At 67.5% G+C, this 15,567-nt stretch carries 9 protein-coding genes; 2 read left to right on the top strand and 7 right to left on the bottom strand.

Going from position 1 to position 15,567, the window contains the following annotated elements:
- Window positions 1-6: 6 nt before the first annotated feature.
- The 7 genes from QX048_RS34205 to QX048_RS34175 all read right to left on the bottom strand — a co-directional run bounded on the left by QX048_RS34205 (window position 7) and on the right by QX048_RS34175 (window position 10,445).
- Window positions 7-348, bottom strand: a complete 342-nt coding sequence (locus tag QX048_RS34205; protein WP_315716494.1) for a cupredoxin domain-containing protein — start codon at window positions 346-348, stop codon at window positions 7-9.
- A 615-nt stretch (window positions 349-963) separates the two neighbouring features.
- Window positions 964-1,743 carry a cytochrome b/b6 domain-containing protein gene (locus QX048_RS34200; protein WP_315716493.1) on the bottom strand — a complete coding sequence of 260 codons (780 nt, stop codon included), beginning with the start codon at window positions 1,741-1,743 and terminating at the stop codon, window positions 964-966.
- Window positions 1,744-1,753: 10 nt separating this feature from the next.
- Window positions 1,754-2,032 carry a PepSY domain-containing protein gene (locus QX048_RS34195; protein ID WP_315716492.1) on the bottom strand — a complete coding sequence of 93 codons (279 nt, stop codon included), beginning with the start codon at window positions 2,030-2,032 and terminating at the stop codon, window positions 1,754-1,756.
- Between the two features lie 439 nt (window positions 2,033-2,471).
- A complete protein-coding gene (locus QX048_RS34190) occupies window positions 2,472-2,735 on the bottom strand; it encodes a hypothetical protein (protein ID WP_316201047.1) in 264 nt (87 codons plus the stop codon).
- A gap of 271 nt (window positions 2,736-3,006) precedes the next feature.
- Window positions 3,007-3,615 (bottom strand): DUF4399 domain-containing protein, encoded by a 609-nt coding sequence (locus QX048_RS34185; RefSeq protein ID WP_315716490.1) that lies wholly within the window; start codon window positions 3,613-3,615, stop codon window positions 3,007-3,009.
- A 9-nt stretch (window positions 3,616-3,624) separates the two neighbouring features.
- Window positions 3,625-5,094 (bottom strand): formylglycine-generating enzyme family protein, encoded by a 1,470-nt coding sequence (locus tag QX048_RS34180; RefSeq protein ID WP_315828449.1) that lies wholly within the window; start codon window positions 5,092-5,094, stop codon window positions 3,625-3,627.
- A 32-nt stretch (window positions 5,095-5,126) separates the two neighbouring features.
- Entirely contained in the window at window positions 5,127-10,445 is a 5,319-nt protein-coding gene (locus tag QX048_RS34175; RefSeq protein ID WP_315828448.1) for an AAA family ATPase, read from the bottom strand.
- 722 nt (window positions 10,446-11,167) lie between these two features.
- Here QX048_RS34175 and QX048_RS34170 point away from each other — a divergent pair.
- Window positions 11,168-12,175 carry an efflux RND transporter periplasmic adaptor subunit gene (locus QX048_RS34170; protein WP_315828447.1) on the top strand — a complete coding sequence of 336 codons (1,008 nt, stop codon included), beginning with the start codon at window positions 11,168-11,170 and terminating at the stop codon, window positions 12,173-12,175.
- The gene (locus QX048_RS34165; RefSeq protein ID WP_315828446.1) at window positions 12,168-15,320 is read left to right on the top strand and encodes an efflux RND transporter permease subunit; all 3,153 of its coding nucleotides are present in this window, start codon (window positions 12,168-12,170) and stop codon (window positions 15,318-15,320) included. Before QX048_RS34170 ends, QX048_RS34165 begins: the two co-directional genes overlap by 8 nt.
- The last annotated feature ends 247 nt before the right edge of the window (window positions 15,321-15,567 follow it).

Raw genomic sequence — 15,567 nt, 5'->3', positions numbered from 1 at the left:
GTCGGATCACTCGATGATCAGCGCGCCCTTGTTGCCCTGATGGAAGTCGTCGAAGAATTCGTAGCGTCCCGGCTTCTGCGCCTTGACCTTCACGACGCCTTCCATGTTGGGCTTGATCACCGTCTCGAACTCCAGGGGCTCGCTCTCGAACTCGACCGGCGCGCCATCCAGATTCTTGACCTTGAACACGATCGGCGTGTTGGCCGGCGCCTTCATCTCCGCCGGCTGAAACTTGTTGTCCTTGACCGATATCTCGATGGTCGTCTCAGCCGCCCCTGCCGGCAGCGCGAACGCCGCGATCAACAGCACGGCGGCTCCTGCTGCCTGTACCTTCCCAAAGAGATTCATGCTGTATGTCCCTGTCCCGAATTCACCCGAATGTGCCGAACGTCTTCCCGCGCTCGCCTGTTTCGACGAGTCTTCGACACTTCATAGAACGACTATAAAGTCCCGAATGCGGCAATTTGCCGTGTCGAAATTTGACAACATCTGTGTGTGCGACAAAGCGCGCGAATTTATTAGTTGTACGGCGTCAAGTCGCCGCGCAGACGCGTGGGCTCGAGCATCGCCGATGCGCGTCGCCGAATGACAACGACGAAAATCAGCGGTCACTGCGGTCGGTAGCAGCACAATCGCCTTAGTTCGCATCTGTGCTGATATGAGACACGACAGGTCATGCAGCGCCGTCGCGCGCCGCGAACCACACGAGACTCACGATCGACCGCCTACGCTGCGCACAGCACATGCATGATCCTCATGCGCCCGCTCATCGAGACGAGTGCGAGCGAGATGCACGAAGGGACACGCTCGTGCTGGTCTCACGCGGCATGGACCGCAATATGCGTGTGCGTCCATCCAGCTCGAGCCGTGCGCGGACAAGCCTTGCGCGCACTAGAAATGAAATCAGGCGCGGGCCTGCACGCACATATCGCCGGCGAGCGCACACGACCGATGCCCGCCGTCTCACCTGCCGACCCCCAGCCGCCTGTCGTGAATGCTGAGGGATCGCGGCATACGCGCAGGCTTCGCGGCGCCGGGGGCCGGATTCACGCGCAGGGGCGGCAGATCGGGTACAACGGATACGTGCTCCTCGTCCGCCATCGGCTCGGGCTCCGGGCTCTGGCGTGCGACGCTGCGCGCCACCGCAGGCGCGGCGCGCATGATGCCAGGCACGCGCTTGCGTCCCGTCACCATCGCGCGCATCAAATTCTCCCGCTGCAGCACGCTCATCCACACCGTGCCGAGCACATGCACGGCGATCAGGGCGATGATGGCATTGGACGACAGCGCATGCGCCTGCTCGATCCAGCCGACGCCGAAGAACCGGATCGAGACCTGCATGACGCCGCTGATGGTCGAGACGATCAGAAGCGCAAGCATCACGACCAGCATCGCGGCCCCTGCCGGGTTCAGGCCCAGATAGCGTCCCGTCTCTCCGCGCAACATGCCCACGATGTACTGAGGCGCCGCCCGCAGCTTGAGGCTGATCCGCGCAAACAGCGAATGACGGCTGCCGATCAGTCCCCAGATCAGCCTGAAGGCGAGAAGACCGATGACGGCATAGCCCGCCAGGCGATGCAGGCGATCGAACGTGTTGGGCGTGACGCAGGCGACGAGCACGAAGGCCGCGAGCGACCAGTGCCAGACGCGCAGCGGAAAATCCCAGACCGCTACGGTCCCCGAACCCGAGTTCGCCGGCGTCTCGGAGAAGACGCTCCGCTGTGCCTGGCCTGCGTCACGCATGACCATCAGATCACTTCGCCTTGGTGTGCTTCAGCGCGAGGTCTTCGGGGCTGTAGAACAGCTCATAGAGCTTACCGCCCTTGACGCCGTAGACCTCGTAGCAGGTGCCCTCGATCTTGGTCTGTCGAACCTCGTAGCCCGCGGCCTTCGCCTTTGCCTCGGCCTCGGCGGTGGTCTTCCACGACGCCTTGTCGAGCTTGGTGCAATCCTTGTAGCCGTCGGCGAGCGCTGCGGAGCCCGACGCCAGACCCGCCGCCAAGACCACGCCCATCAGCTTGATGACCTTCATAATCAAATCCCTCCTCGAAGACTGCGCCATCGGCGCCAACAGCGCTCGATGCGCAGGCTACAAAGGGGAGGAGATTTCAACGAAACTTGGACATCATCATCCGCGGCGGATGGCCTCGATCACGCAGGCGCGGCTCGAAACGTTCCGCATCCGGCCGCAATGTCGCTGAGATGCGAACTCACATGCGGTCCCGTCAGGATTGAACCGTGTCGGCAGGCCGCTGATCTTTTCAGGACTCGACAACGCGCGCGGTTCCCCGCGCATTGCAACTGATATTGATTCGCAAGGATGTAGCAGCATCATCGCGAGGCGCATGCGCTTTGCTCCCGCACAAGGCGTGGACGGCGCTGTGTGCGGGACCACACTCCTGCCCGATTGCCGCTGTGACCATGGTGAGGCGAGAAAGGAACCGACAGCTACAAGGCTGCGACCTTAAGCCTCAGAAATTTTTTTTTGAGCGTCGCCATCGTTCGCACGGCCGGATCGAGATCGATGGTGGATGATGACGATGCGGCTGCTTGCGCACGCATCGTCCGGCCGTCAAACGCACATCCGTGCGGACAGCGGCGCAGCCATCCTGATCCTGGGCGCGGGCGATGCCCTTGCCGACACTGACTGCCGACCAGGATGGCGAGTCGTTGCAGGAAAACGACGTGTCGGATGCCTCGGCAACGACGTCCCCGCTTGCGTCGGGATCTGCCATGGACGCGCGCCAGGACGAGCGGCCATTGCCGGGTGAGCTGCGCTTGCGCCGCCCAGTGCGGCGCATGCCTCGCGAGCCCTGGCGCGGATTTCGACATGCATCATTCCATCGCTGCGGCAGGGGCAGGATGATGATGGATCGTCCTTGCCGCCATCGAGCGACAAGCGCCGCCCTCAGCGATGGATCCTCGAGGAGCGAGCGAGCTTGCGTCCCACGGTCGCGCGCAGGCCGACGCGCATCAGGCGCCCGGCCGTCGGGAATGGAATGCTCGTCACTTCGTTCCGGAGAAGACGCGGCTGATGAAGTCGGAGCTCTCGGGCGACTTCGTCATCTCCGGCGACGGCTCGGGCTGGGCCGGCGGCTCGGTTGGTACGGATCGGATCTGCGGTCGGCTTCGGACGGTGACGCTGCGCGTCGCGCGCGCCTCCTGCTCGCCTCCGTTCGGCTTGCTCACCGTGATCATGATCTTCTCGGAGATCACGGGCGGATCGAAGTTGAGATGCCTGGTGTCGCCCAGCACGAGCTGCAGCGTGTGCTTGCCGGGCGACAATTCGATCCGCGCCTCCGTCTCCCCCGCTGCGTAATGAACGTGTTTCTTGTCCCGCGGAATCTCCTCGCCGGCCTGCATCGTCTCGTCGACGTCGACCAGAAGATGATGATGGCCACTGCCGGCGAAATCGTCGCCCGCATGGGTAACGCCCATGTTGCGCAGTCCGAAGCGAGCGATGAAGGGCCCGGTCACCGTCTCCCCGTCCGCAGGAGAGATGAAATAGACGCGGGCATCCTTCGCAGCCTTCGTTCCCTTGGCCGGCGCCAATGACGGCGCGAGCACGAGCGATGCGGTCAGGATGAGGCAGAGTCGCGCAGACCTCGGCAGCATGCAAATCCCCTATGGTGAGAGCGCGATGCGGAAACCCAGGGTCGGATGCCGGATGCGGCCGTCATAGCGGTCGCGGCTGCCGGCCCGTGCATCGGCGGCGCCGTTCTTCCACGATCCCGAGCGGATGACACGGGCATAGCTGCCTTCCTCGAGCCAGGCCGATCCATCCGCCGGCGCGCCCTTGTAGTTCTTGTGCCAGCTGTCGGCGACCCACTGGCCGACGCCGCCGCCCATGTCGAACAGGCCGTAAGGATTGGCCTGGACGCTGCCGATCTTCGGCGGCTGGTCGGTCTCGGCGTCGCCCGTGCCGTTGCAGCCCTTGCAACTGGCCATGCCGGGGCGCATGCGATCGCCCCACCAATAGCGGGTGCGCTGGCCGCCGCGCGCGGCATATTCCCACTCGGCCTCGGTCGGCAGCCGGAACGACTTGCCGGTCGCCTTCGACAGCCAGGCGAGATAGGCCTGCGTGTCGTCGTAGCTCAGGTTGGTGACCGGACGATCATCCGCACCGGCCGCGATGTCGGCGCAGCTTGCCGCGGCGACACACTGCTTCCACTCGCCGATCGTCACGGGATGCTTGCCGAGCGAGAACGGTCGCACGCTGACCTGATGCGCCGGCTGCTCGGACTCGTCGTCGCCGCCCATCGCAAAACTGCCACCGGCGATCGCAACCAGCTCAGGCAAGCGTAGCTTCGGCCCGGCTTCCGGCGCCGGCGCGGGCCGCGGAATGGCTGCCGTGTCGGATGATCGCGCCAGCGTCGCCTCGAGTGCCGGAGCATCCTGGCGCGGCGCGATGAAGGCGCTGGACGGCGATCGCGCGGCGTCCTGGCGCGCGCCGGCGGCTTCCAGCAGGATCCGGCGCGGCGGAGGCAGCGGCGCGGCGGACTGCGCCTCCTGCTGCGAGCTCGACGATCCGGCCGACCCAGGCGGCGCCTGAATCAGCAGCCTGATCTCGCGTAACGGCAACAGCACGCCGCCGAGGAAGACGACGCCGAGGACCACGACGCCGAGCGCTCCGCGGATCAGCTTCTTGCGCGCACCTGCCGCCGGTGCGAACACGGCCTTCAGCCGGCCGCCCTCACCCGCCTCCTCCTGATCACCGTCGCTGCCGTCGTCCCATCTGTCTGGAAGGGACGCCGCCGGCGCGGGTGACGGGCGCACCGGAGAGACTGGTGCAGGTTCTCGTCGAGCCGCACTCTCCGGCTCTGCGATCTCCCATTCGGCATCGAGCGACTGCTCGAGCGCGCCGCACATCATCAGCAACAGCCCGCCTTCGCTCTTGCCGGTCCAGCGCTCCTGCACCTCGGGACACTCGACCTGATCCTCGACGCGCAGGAAGCTTGGCGGACGCATCGGGCTGAGCGAGACCTGCACCGTGCGGCCGCAGCGCCGGCAGGCCACCGCGCGGGAATCCTCCGGCAGCGCATCCTCGGCGAGCTTGGGAGCCCGCAGCCATTGCAACGCTGAACTCTCGCTCATGCTGTCCTCGCTCGTGATGCCCGCCAACCCCGTCACTGACCCCAGCTGGCGAACACGTCCTTGAACACGCGGTCGCCGTCGGATCCCTTCTCGATCGACAGCAGCGCCCGGTTGCCGCCCTCGTAGACGATCGGAATGTCGAACCACTGCTTGCCCTTGAGAAGCATCAGGTTGCGCTTGGTATCGACCTCGTTGGCCGACAGCGCGACCATGAAGTATTTCGGTGTCACCCGGGCGGTCTGGGTCACCAGCGCCGTCCCGCGCTCGGCCTCCTCGCCCTTCAGGCCGATGCCCCTCAGGCTGGTCAGGCCGCTGACCGACTGATCCGGCCAGTCGAACTTGAGCTCCATGATGTGACTCGCCGGCATCTCCATGTCGGCGTTCCGCCGCAGCGAGATCGTGGCCTTGGTGCCGTTCTCGATCTCGATCTCACCCTTGATCGCCGGCGCCGTATCGAGTCGCGGCCCCTTGGTCTGCTCGATCGACCAGGTGACCTTGCCAGGATAACGCTTGCCCTTCGGATCCTGCGGATCCTCATGATAGAGGAACGCCTGCGCCGGCGTGCTGACCGGCACGCTCATGCCGACCGTGGCATGCTCCCCGGCCGCGGCGACAACCACCGGCTTGGCCTCAACCACCGGCTTGGCCTCGGGCGTGATCCGCTCTGCACTGACCTTATGGGCGCCCGGTTCGCTCGGCAGAGCCGACGCTGCCGTCGCACCGCTCAGGGACAGCTGGATCCATTCCGACGCGCGCTCCCAGGACACCGCCGCACCGACGACTGCCAGCAATCCGGCCGCGGCAAATGCCATCACCCGTCGGCTCGGCCGGCGGCGGCGTGGTGCCGCGGCGTTCTCCGTCGCCTTGAACGCCATCGCGACGAGGGAGGGGTGAATCTTGATCTCGGTCGCCGGCGCTGCAGGAGTCGCAGCAGAGGCTGTAGCCGCAGCAGCGGCAGCGGGCTCAGTGGTGGCAGAAGCCGCTGCCGCAGCGGGTGTCGCAACGACGGCAGGCTTCACGGGCTCTGCCGGCGCGGCGCCCGTGGACTCCGCCTCGATCTCCGCCGTGACCACCTTTTTTTCGGCAGGGCGCTGCGGCACCGCAGCCCGATCGGCGACGATGACCGGCGCTTCAGCGACGGCGGCCGCGCTCGGCTGGGTCGGCTCGACCGTGGCTGGCTGCGCGACGGTCGGCAGCGCAGGCGGAGCCGGAGTCACAACCGGCGTCACGATGTCCGCGGCCGGATCGCGCGGCGGACGCCGGCGCAGCACGCGAATCTCCGGCGAGGGCTTGGGCGCAGCCGCGCGGCTCTCGGCACGCTGCGCTATCGCGGGCGCGCCCGGCTTGCCGGCGGCAGCCGTGACGATGTCCGTCCCCGAGCGGCGAGCCATCGAGAGATATTTCGCGACGGTGGCGATCTCCTCTTCGAGCGAGTGCGTCGTGAAGACCTGCCGTGGCTGCGGCCGCTGCTTCGGCGCGGGCGCTGCCGCGCGGGCCGGCCGCGGCAGCTCGGCGGCTGGTGCATCGGCCGGTCTGGACGTATCGGCGGGCAGCAGCGCAGCTGTGACCGAGGCTGCCTCGACGCCGGCAGGGCGCGCGCGCAGCTCGATCATGCGATCGGGAAACAGGATCGCGGCGAGATCGCGCAGCGAGGCACCCGGCATCAGCAGCCGCCGCAGCGCTGGTGGAACGCGGCGCAGCGTGTTCGTCTCGGTGCGTTTGACAACAGGATCGTTGCGGCCGGCTTCGACCAAGGCTCCGTCGTCGTGACGCTCGTCGCTGATCAGAACCTTGCGGGCCCGCAGCATCGCCGTCAGTTCGCGCAGATCGGAGCGCGAGGCGTGGTCGACGACCAGAAGATCGAAGGTGCCGATCCGGGCCGGCAGCAACTCGGCGACACGCCAGGCCGGCATCACGTGACAGGGAATCTCCTCGAGCCAGCCGTCGAGAGACCTGCGCGCAGCAAGCCGAAGTCGGCGTGCGGTCGGACCGGAGCAGGCCGACGCCATCTTCTGCATCGAGTCCCTGAACCGCTTCACCGCTTGCCTGACGGCGACGCCCGCATTCTGCGCGATGCCCAGCGACATGCGGGCGCCGATCACCGCTTCGAACAAGGCCAGCGACCGCGTCTCCAGCCGCGCGCGCTGAGCCGCGAGGTCATGCAGCAGCTGCCGCTCCTCCGGACTTTCGATCCGCATCAGCACGGCCCAATTCCAGGCCGCCACCCATTCCGCGAGCGTCGCCGCATCCTTCGCCTCGCCCGCGCCCGGCGCGGACCGCAGCCGCTGCGCCAGACTCGGCGCGCCCGCTGCAGTCACCATCCGGCAGGCGGTCCTGACGAGTTCGTAGTCCGGGCTGGCCTCGCGGATCTTCTCCATGGTCGCGAGAATGCCTGTCCACCGCGTTTCGAGCTCCTGCGGCTCCGTCTCGGCGTCACCGACCCGCGACAGCACGTTCTCCTGAACGGAGACGGCGAGTTCTCCCGCCCGGGCGAACAATTCGCCGAGGCGAGCGAGTTCGATCAGCGGTCCCGATACGCGCGTCATGACGGTCCGAATCGCCGCGCCGAACGCGGCCAGCCGCTGTGCATCGGCCAGCATCGCCCTGACGTCGCCGTCCGGCACCGACAGCTTGGAGCAGGCATCGGCCACGCTGCGGACGGCGAGCGCGGCCGTCACGATGGCGGCCTCGACGCTCTTGACGATGTGCTCGAGGTCATCGAACGCCCGCGCCGATTCCAATTGAAGCGCGGGTGCACCGATCTGCGTTGCGATCGACGTCCAGCGCGCGCGCAACGCATGCAGGTCGTGGCGCCACAGCAGGAAGCGCCCGACATATTGCCAGTCCGCCGGCTTCGACGGCGAGGCACCGTCCACCGTGATCGCTTCGACGGCGGCCTTCAGCGCGCGGCGCGAGGGCGAGAACCGCGCGAACGGCTTCTCGCCGGCCGCAAGCCGCTCGACCACGCGGATCGCGTCCTTCCTGGTGAACGCCTCGACCGGCGCCTGCACCTGGCGCCTCGCGAATTCGGCACTCCGCGACAGCTGGAACGACGCATCACGCGCCCACCCCACGACCTTGTCGAGACCCGCGGGAGCGTCGGCCTTGGCGGCGCCGAGCGGCGACAGCCGCGCGAGCCAGGTCTCCTCGGCGATGGCGCGATGGCCGGCTACCAGCGCATCGAGATCGGCCGCCAGGCGGTTGGTTGCGTCGAGCCCGAAGGTCGCGATGGCGTCGAGCGCGAGATCCTCGTCGCGGCCAGCGTCCGACGTCAGCCCTGCCTGGTGCTGCAGCTCCGCGTGCAGACGCAGGATAGCGGCGGTGTCGGGAAGCGCCGCGAGCTCCGGCAACTCGACATCGATGTGCTTGAGATCAGCGGCAAGCCGCAGCCGCGCCTCGCGTGCATTGTCGACCGCCGTCACGAGCGGGTCGGTGGCCGCGAGCAGGTGCTTCGGCCGGTCGGTGAACCAGGCATGCGCGTCCTGCTCGCCGACCAGCGCCTTGAACAAATCGAACGGCAGCTCCGGCAAGCCGCCGGCGAGCCGCAGATTGCGCCGGACGATCTCGGCGATCTCGTCGTCGAGCGATGCGATCTGCGTGCGCTTCGAGATGATGTCGCGTTCGAGCCGGCCGATCTGCCCGACCTGATCGCGCAGATTTGGCGTATCCAGGATCGATTGCAGCCGGCCCGCCAGGGCTTCGGCCTTCCTGAGCACGTCCTTGTCGGAGCCGGTCGAGCTGACGGTCAGCTCGCGAATGGCCGGCGGCAGCTTCTGATGCAGCAGCGAAAGTGCAGCCTCGTCCCTGGACACGACGAGGACGCGCGAGCCGAGCGCGAGGTGATGGCAGACGACGTTGACGAGCGCCGTGATCCGATCGTTGCGTTCGACAGACTGGACCATCAGGCCATCCGACCGCGACAGTTCGCGTACGACCTCGACATCCTCCGCGACAGCCGGCAGCGGGAAGAACAGATCGCCCTGCTCGACCGCAGCAGGCTTGGGCGCAGGCGCAAGGTCGATCGGGCCGCCGACGATGCCGGACAGGTGCCGGCGCGCATTGGCGTGGCCACGTCCATCCGGCTGCGAGAGCAGCGCGCTCACGGCTCCCGACAGGCAGCACTCACTCTGCGGCGCATGCTCGATCGCGTTCTTGAGACGGTCGATGTCGCGCAGGGCGAGGCTCTCCGGCCGCCGCCGCGCGGATATGACCCAGCGTCCCGACGTGAGCGCGGCCTCCGAGGCCTCCATGGCCGGCGCATCGTCCGAAGATGCGAGACTGCGCGACGTCTTGTAACCGGATTGCGCGCCTGCGGCGCTCAGGATCTGATCGATGCCGATCGGCGTGAACGGCGACAGCTCTGCGCGCTGCTCGAGCGCCTCGACCAGGCGATCCGGCTTGTCGCGCACGGCAAGCGCCACGTCCGGCGCCACGGCATCGAGCGCCCTCAAATTGACGGTTGCGCCGACGAAGCGCGGCCGGACCCTGACCTCGGCATCCGGACGCGCAATGATCTCGATCTCGACCGCGCGCTCGAACAGCGGCAACTCGAATTCGCGCCCGCCCTGCCGCCACGATGACAGCGCGATGCCCCACATGACCTCGATCGCCTGATCGTCGCGGGCCGCGGCCGCCATGTCGCGCAGCCGCTGATGGATCGCCATGGTCCGGCGGCGCATGCGCTCGGTGTCGGCCCAGGCGGTCCATGGCCCGCTGATATAGCGCTCGATCCGCTGCACGAGGTCAGGACGCTGCTCCAGACGCAGCCGTCCGGTCCAGGCGCCCAGCGCCGGGGCGGGCGAAAAATCCTCGGGCCGTGCGTGGCGGGCGAAGGTGAGGCGGTTCTTCTCGATCTCATCGACCGTGACCACGATGCTCTCGTGCGGCGATGGACGACGGTCGGGCTCGGACGACGGCTCGACCCAGATCTTGAGATCGTAGTCGATGGCGGGGGGCTGCGTCGCAGCAAGCGCCTCGACGGCGAGCCACACCGGGCCGTCAACATCGAAGGTATTGAGCACCACGCCCGGCAGACCCGCCAGCTCCTCCTGGTCGAGCGCGAAGCCATGATCGTCGGCGAATGGATGATCCGGCTGCCGCTCCGCCGGGGAGCCCTCGGCCCGAATGATCTCGGTCAGACTGCCGAGCACGTCCTGCAACGGCTCGACCACCGATCCCGTGCCGAGCGCTTCGCTCGTCGAGAACGCCCAGGCGTCGGTCGGCGACTGCGACTCCAGGGCCGCCGCACCGATAGCACCAAGCAGCCGCATGCCGTGATCGGCTGCACTGCTCTGCGCCTTGCGATCGCCCGCGCCGGCCTCGTTGGGCCGCACATTCACCAGCTGGCTCATCGCACAGATCCTTCTCTGAAGTCGGCCGCGACGTCGGCGGGAGCTCGGCGAGAGGCTGACCGACAAGGATGGCCCTGCGCGTGATCGCGGTGCGCCGGGCGATCGAAGGGTGGGTTCAGAGTGGACAAGCTTGCCTCGCTGCAACGTCGACGGAACTCCCGACTCGTTGCGGAGGGGTATGGCGAAGTGAGGTCACATCAATGACCCGACAGGTAGATGAATGTGACGATTCTCGCCCCTGTCGGGGAATCGGGAAAAAATCCCGGGTCATTCGATGAGGAAAATCGTGCCTAACAAGTTTGTTAGTCTGGGCTTTTTGTGTAGCGCGGCGCGCGTGGCCGGCAACAAGCTTGGGTTGCGGACGAATACGCTGGAATGTGTCTAAGAATACTTCTAACACTCAAGAAGAAATATCCCGACGCATGCCGAACGCCCGATCTCCACGCCGCAGCGCGGCTGCGGTCCATGTTCGGCCACGAACCCGCCGCGGATGCGGCTCGCTTGCAAGGCAGGCGCCACAAGCATTGGCGCCTGCGTGCATCGCGCTGCGCGCTCCCCTCCGCAAGTACCGTGATCGCATCCGACGGAAGCCGCGTGGGCAGGACGTCCGCGATGGCCCCGCAGCCGGTGCTGCTTGAAACACCCTCGAAGCTGAAGTAGCTGTTGTTGCAGCGACATCAACGTCATCCAGACGTTTCCCCGATCGATGGGGCCGGGACTGCATGGTGAGGCAACGGACGAGAGCTGCGGCCGCATGCGGTGCCGTGCTGTTCACGGTGGTTTCCCTGTCGTCGCGCGCGCAGGCGCAGTCTGACGGCGCGGCAGGCCGGGAGCCGGCGACGGTCAAGCTTTCCGCAACGCAACAGAAGCAGATCGGACTCCAGACCGCCGTCCTGGCGGCGGAATCCCATCCCGAACAGTTTCGCGCCTACGGCACGGTGCTGGACGTCGCCAGGCTGACCGACCTGACCAACAACTACGCCAATGCCCAGGCGCAGCTGCAGACGGCGCAAGCGAAACTCGACGTCGCAAGACTCGCATTCGAGCGCGCCCGCGACCTCGTGCAGTCGGCGGCGATGCCGCGGAAGGATGCGGAGGCGGCGGAGGGCACGTTCCGGACCGATCAAGCCAGCCTGGCTGCCGCCGAATCGCAAGTGAAGACCCTGATGGCGACGGCGCGGCAGGAATGGGGCGCGGTCATCGGAAAGGGCATCATCGAGCGTTCGCCGCAGGTCGTGCAATTGATCGAACGCGAGCAGCTGCTGGTGCAGGTCACGCTGCCGCCCGGCGTGACTCTGGCCGGGCCGCCGCGCGGCGCGCTGGCGCAGGCGCCCACCCGCAGCGCCAACATCGATCTGCGCTATTTGTCGGCTGCGCCGCGAACCGATCCGCGCATCCAGGGCGTGAGCTATTACTTCGTCGCCGCCGGCGACAGCGGGCTGCTGCCGGGGATGAACACCACCGCCTATGTGCCCTCGGGCAAGTCGTTCGACGGCGTCTTCATCGAGGACACCGCGATCGTGCAATGGCAGGGCCGCTCGTGGGTCTATTTGCGCGCCGGTCCCGAGATCTTCAAGCGCCACCCGATCCGCACCGACCAGCCAGTGTCCGACGACGACTATGTCGTGCAGGACATTCCGTCGGGCTCCGAGATCGTCCTGCGCGGCGCGCAGGTGCTGTTGTCGGAGGAGGCCAAGAGCGAGCTGCGCGGCGGCGGCGACGATGATTGACGGCGTTCGCGGCGCCGCGGCCGGCCCCCAGGCGGCGCTGATCTCGTTTGCCATCCGCTTCCGCGGGATCGTGCTGGGGGTGGCCTGCACCATTCTCGGCTACGGCATCTTCTCGCTAGGCAGCGCCAATTACGCGGTGTTTCCCGAATTCGCGCCGCCGCAGGTCTCGATCCAGACCGAGGCCCCCGGGCTCAGTCCGGAACAGGTCGAGGTGCTGGTCACGCAGCCGATCGAAATCGCGATCAACGGTCTCGCCGGCGTCGAGAGCATGAGGTCGTCGTCGATCCAGGGCCTGTCCGTCATTTCGGTTATCTTCCAGCCCGGCACCGAGGTGTTCCGGGCGCGGCAATTGGTGACCGAGCGACTCGCGGTCGTCGCCGGCAGCCTGCCACAGGGCGTGCGGGCGCCATCGATGACGCCGCTGGTGCCGGCGGCCGGCACCGTGCTGGCGATCGGGCTGACCTCCGAGCAGCGCTCGCTGATGGATGTGCGCACGATCGCCGATTGGACCGTGAGCCGGCGGCTGCTGGCCGTCGCGGGCGTGGCGCAGGTCACGACCTATGGCCGGGACATCCGGTCGCTGCAGGTGCAGGTGCGATCCGACGACCTTGTCCGCTTCGGCGTCGGTATGAACGACGTCGTCGCCGCCGCGCGCAAGGCCACCGGCGTGCGCGGTGCCGGCTTCGTCGACACGGCCAATCAACGGGTCATCCTGCAGACGCAGGGCCAGTCGCTCACACCCGAGCAGCTGGCGCGGACGGTCCTGCTGCACCAGGGCGGCGCCAGCGTGGTGCTCGGCGACGTCGCGACGGTCGTGAACGCGCCGGAGCCGCCGATCGGGGGCGCGCTGATCAACGGCCGGCCCGGCATCATGATGATGATCAGCCAGCAATTCGGCGCCAACACGCGCAACGTCGCGGCGCGCGTCGAGGCCGCGCTGCGGGAGCTGCGCCCGGCGCTCGACAGCGAGAAGGTCAGGCTGCACGCCGATCTGTTCCGTCCGGCGACCTTCATCGATGCGGCAACGGAGAACGTGCTGTTCGCCCTGCTGATCGGCGGCGCCCTGGTCATCATCGTGCTGTTCGTGTTCCTCTATGACTGGCGCACCTCCGTCATCAGTTGCACCGCGATCCCGCTGTCGCTGCTCTCGGCCGTGCTGGCGCTGCAGTGGATGGGACAGAGCCTGGACACGATGACCCTCGGCGGCCTCGCCATCGCGATCGGCGAGGTCGTCGACGATGCCGTGATCGGCGTCGAGAACGTCGTGCGCCGGCTGCGTGAGAACCGATGCCTGCCGTCGCCGCGCAGCGAAGCGCGCGTCATCTACGATGCCATGCTCGAGGTGCGCGGCGCGGTCGCCTATGCGACCTTCGCCGTGCTCCTGGTGTTCGTGCCGATCCTTGCGCTGCCGGGCCTCGCTGGCCGGCTGTTCGGTCCGCTCGGCATCGCCTACATCCTCGCGGTGGTCGCCTCGCTGATCGTCGCGCTGACGGTCACACCGGCGCTGTCGATGCTGCTGCTGGCCGGCCGGAAGCCGCGCGAGGAACGCGAGCCGCCGTTGGTGCGCTGGTCGCGCGGCTCCTACGAGACGCTGTTGCGGCGGTTCGGCCGCTTTCCCAAGTCGGTCATGCTGACGGCCGTGCTGGTGACCGCCGGCGGCGCAAGCCTGGTGCCGTTCTTCGGCGGCACCTTCCTGCCCGACCTGAAGGAAGGCCACCTGATCCTCCACGTCTCGACGCTGCCGGGGACCTCACTCGACGAATCGCTGCGGCTGGGCACGCTGATCGCCGAGGCCCTGAAGGGCGTGCCGGAGGTCCGCAGCGTGGCACAGCATGCCGGCCGCGCCGAGGCCGGCGTCGATACCGCGGGCACGCATTCGAGCGAGATCGAAGTCGACCTGAAGCCGGGGCTATCAGGCGAACAGCAGGAACTGGCGCAGCAGCGCATCCGCGCTGCGCTCGCCAACTTCGCCGGCATCAACCTGTCGATCAAGACCTACCTGACCGAGCGCATCGAGGAGACGCTGTCCGGCTTCAACGCCGCCGTGGTCATCAACGTGTTCGGCCCCGATCTCGACGATCTCGAGCGCGCCGCGCGCGACGTCGCGCGCGAACTCGGCGAGGTCCGGGGCGCGATCGACATCCAGCAGCAGTCGCCGCCGGGCATGCCGCAGGTCAACGTGACCCTGCGCCCGACCGATCTGCAATCCTGGGGCCTGGACGCGGTCGAGGTGCTGGAGTTGATCCGCACCGCCTATCAGGGCGACGTGGTCGGCCAGGCCTATGAAGGCAACGTGGTCTTCAACGTCATCGTCAAGCTCGATCCCGATGCGACCGCACGTCCCACCGAGATCGGCAACATGCCGATCCGGACGCCGAGCGGCGCCTACATCCTCCTGAAGCAGGTCGCGGACGTCTACGGCACCGCGGGGCGCTACGTCGTGCTTCATCGCAATGGGCAGCGCGTCCAGACCGTGACCGCCAACGTGGCCGAGCGTGATCTCGAATCTTTCGTGGCCGCGGCCAAGCGGAAGATCGCCAAGGAGGTGAAGCTGCCGCCGGGCGCCCATGTCGAGTTCACCGGCGCGGCCGAGGCGCAGGCCAAATCACGCCGCGACCTGCTGGTGAACTCGCTGCTGGCGACGATCGGCATCGTGCTGCTGCTGTCCTTCGTCACCGGGCACTGGCGCAACCTGGTGCTGGTGCTGATCAACCTGCCGTTCGCCTTCGTCGGCGGCGTCATCGCGGTCGCGCTGACCGGCGGCGTGCTGTCGCTTGGCTCGATGGTGGGCTTCGTGACGCTGTTCGGAATCGCGCTGCGCAACTCGATCCTGATGATCTCGCATTACGAGCATCTGGTCATCGCCGAAGGCCGTGCCTGGACTCTGGAGACCGCAATCGCCGGCGCCGCCGACCGCCTGGTGCCGATCCTGATGACCTCGCTGGTGACCGGCCTCGGCCTGCTGCCGCTCGCGCTCGGCGCCGGCGAGCCGGGCCGCGAGATCGAGGGACCGATGGCCGTGGTCATCCTGGGCGGACTCCTGACCTCGATGGCCCTCAACCTGCTGGTGCTGCCGACCTTGGCGCTGCGCTTCGGCCGGTTCGCGCGCGGCGTGCACGCCCGCGGAGATGTCGCGGCGAGCTGATCTTGGGCGTGAGACGTCCGCGACGTTCGCCGCACGTGGCTGCTCGACGCGTCACCGTGCGGGCGCCACAAGTTGGCAGCCATGGGCCGATTTCGTTGAAAAAGTCAGCAGTTGCGACGCAGAGATATCGGTGATTCAGTCTGTCTAGTGGGCAGGACTGAAGGTCATGATGGGGCATCGGCAAGTCGAACAGGCTGCGTTGTTCTATGAGTTCTCGCTGGAAAGGCACATCCCAGCCGACCACCTC

Source organism: Bradyrhizobium sp. SZCCHNS30572 (assembly GCF_032484415.1).
GTDB lineage: Bacteria > Pseudomonadota > Alphaproteobacteria > Rhizobiales > Xanthobacteraceae > Bradyrhizobium.
The sequence above is the reverse complement of the archived record's forward strand: the minus strand, read 5'-3'. Positions and strand labels throughout refer to the sequence as shown.

Coding starts and splice junctions, on each gene's coding strand:
- QX048_RS34205 (WP_315716494.1), bottom strand. CDS start 348: ATGAATCTCTTTGGGAAGGTACAGGCAGCAGGAGCCGCCGTGCTGTTG.
- QX048_RS34200 (WP_315716493.1), bottom strand. CDS start 1,743: ATGCGTGACGCAGGCCAGGCACAGCGGAGCGTCTTCTCCGAGACGCCG.
- QX048_RS34195 (WP_315716492.1), bottom strand. CDS start 2,032: ATGAAGGTCATCAAGCTGATGGGCGTGGTCTTGGCGGCGGGTCTGGCG.
- QX048_RS34190 (WP_316201047.1), bottom strand. CDS start 2,735: ATGGCAGATCCCGACGCAAGCGGGGACGTCGTTGCCGAGGCATCCGAC.
- QX048_RS34185 (WP_315716490.1), bottom strand. CDS start 3,615: ATGCTGCCGAGGTCTGCGCGACTCTGCCTCATCCTGACCGCATCGCTC.
- QX048_RS34180 (WP_315828449.1), bottom strand. CDS start 5,094: ATGAGCGAGAGTTCAGCGTTGCAATGGCTGCGGGCTCCCAAGCTCGCC.
- QX048_RS34175 (WP_315828448.1), bottom strand. CDS start 10,445: ATGAGCCAGCTGGTGAATGTGCGGCCCAACGAGGCCGGCGCGGGCGAT.
- QX048_RS34170 (WP_315828447.1), top strand. CDS start 11,168: ATGGTGAGGCAACGGACGAGAGCTGCGGCCGCATGCGGTGCCGTGCTG.
- QX048_RS34165 (WP_315828446.1), top strand. CDS start 12,168: ATGATTGACGGCGTTCGCGGCGCCGCGGCCGGCCCCCAGGCGGCGCTG.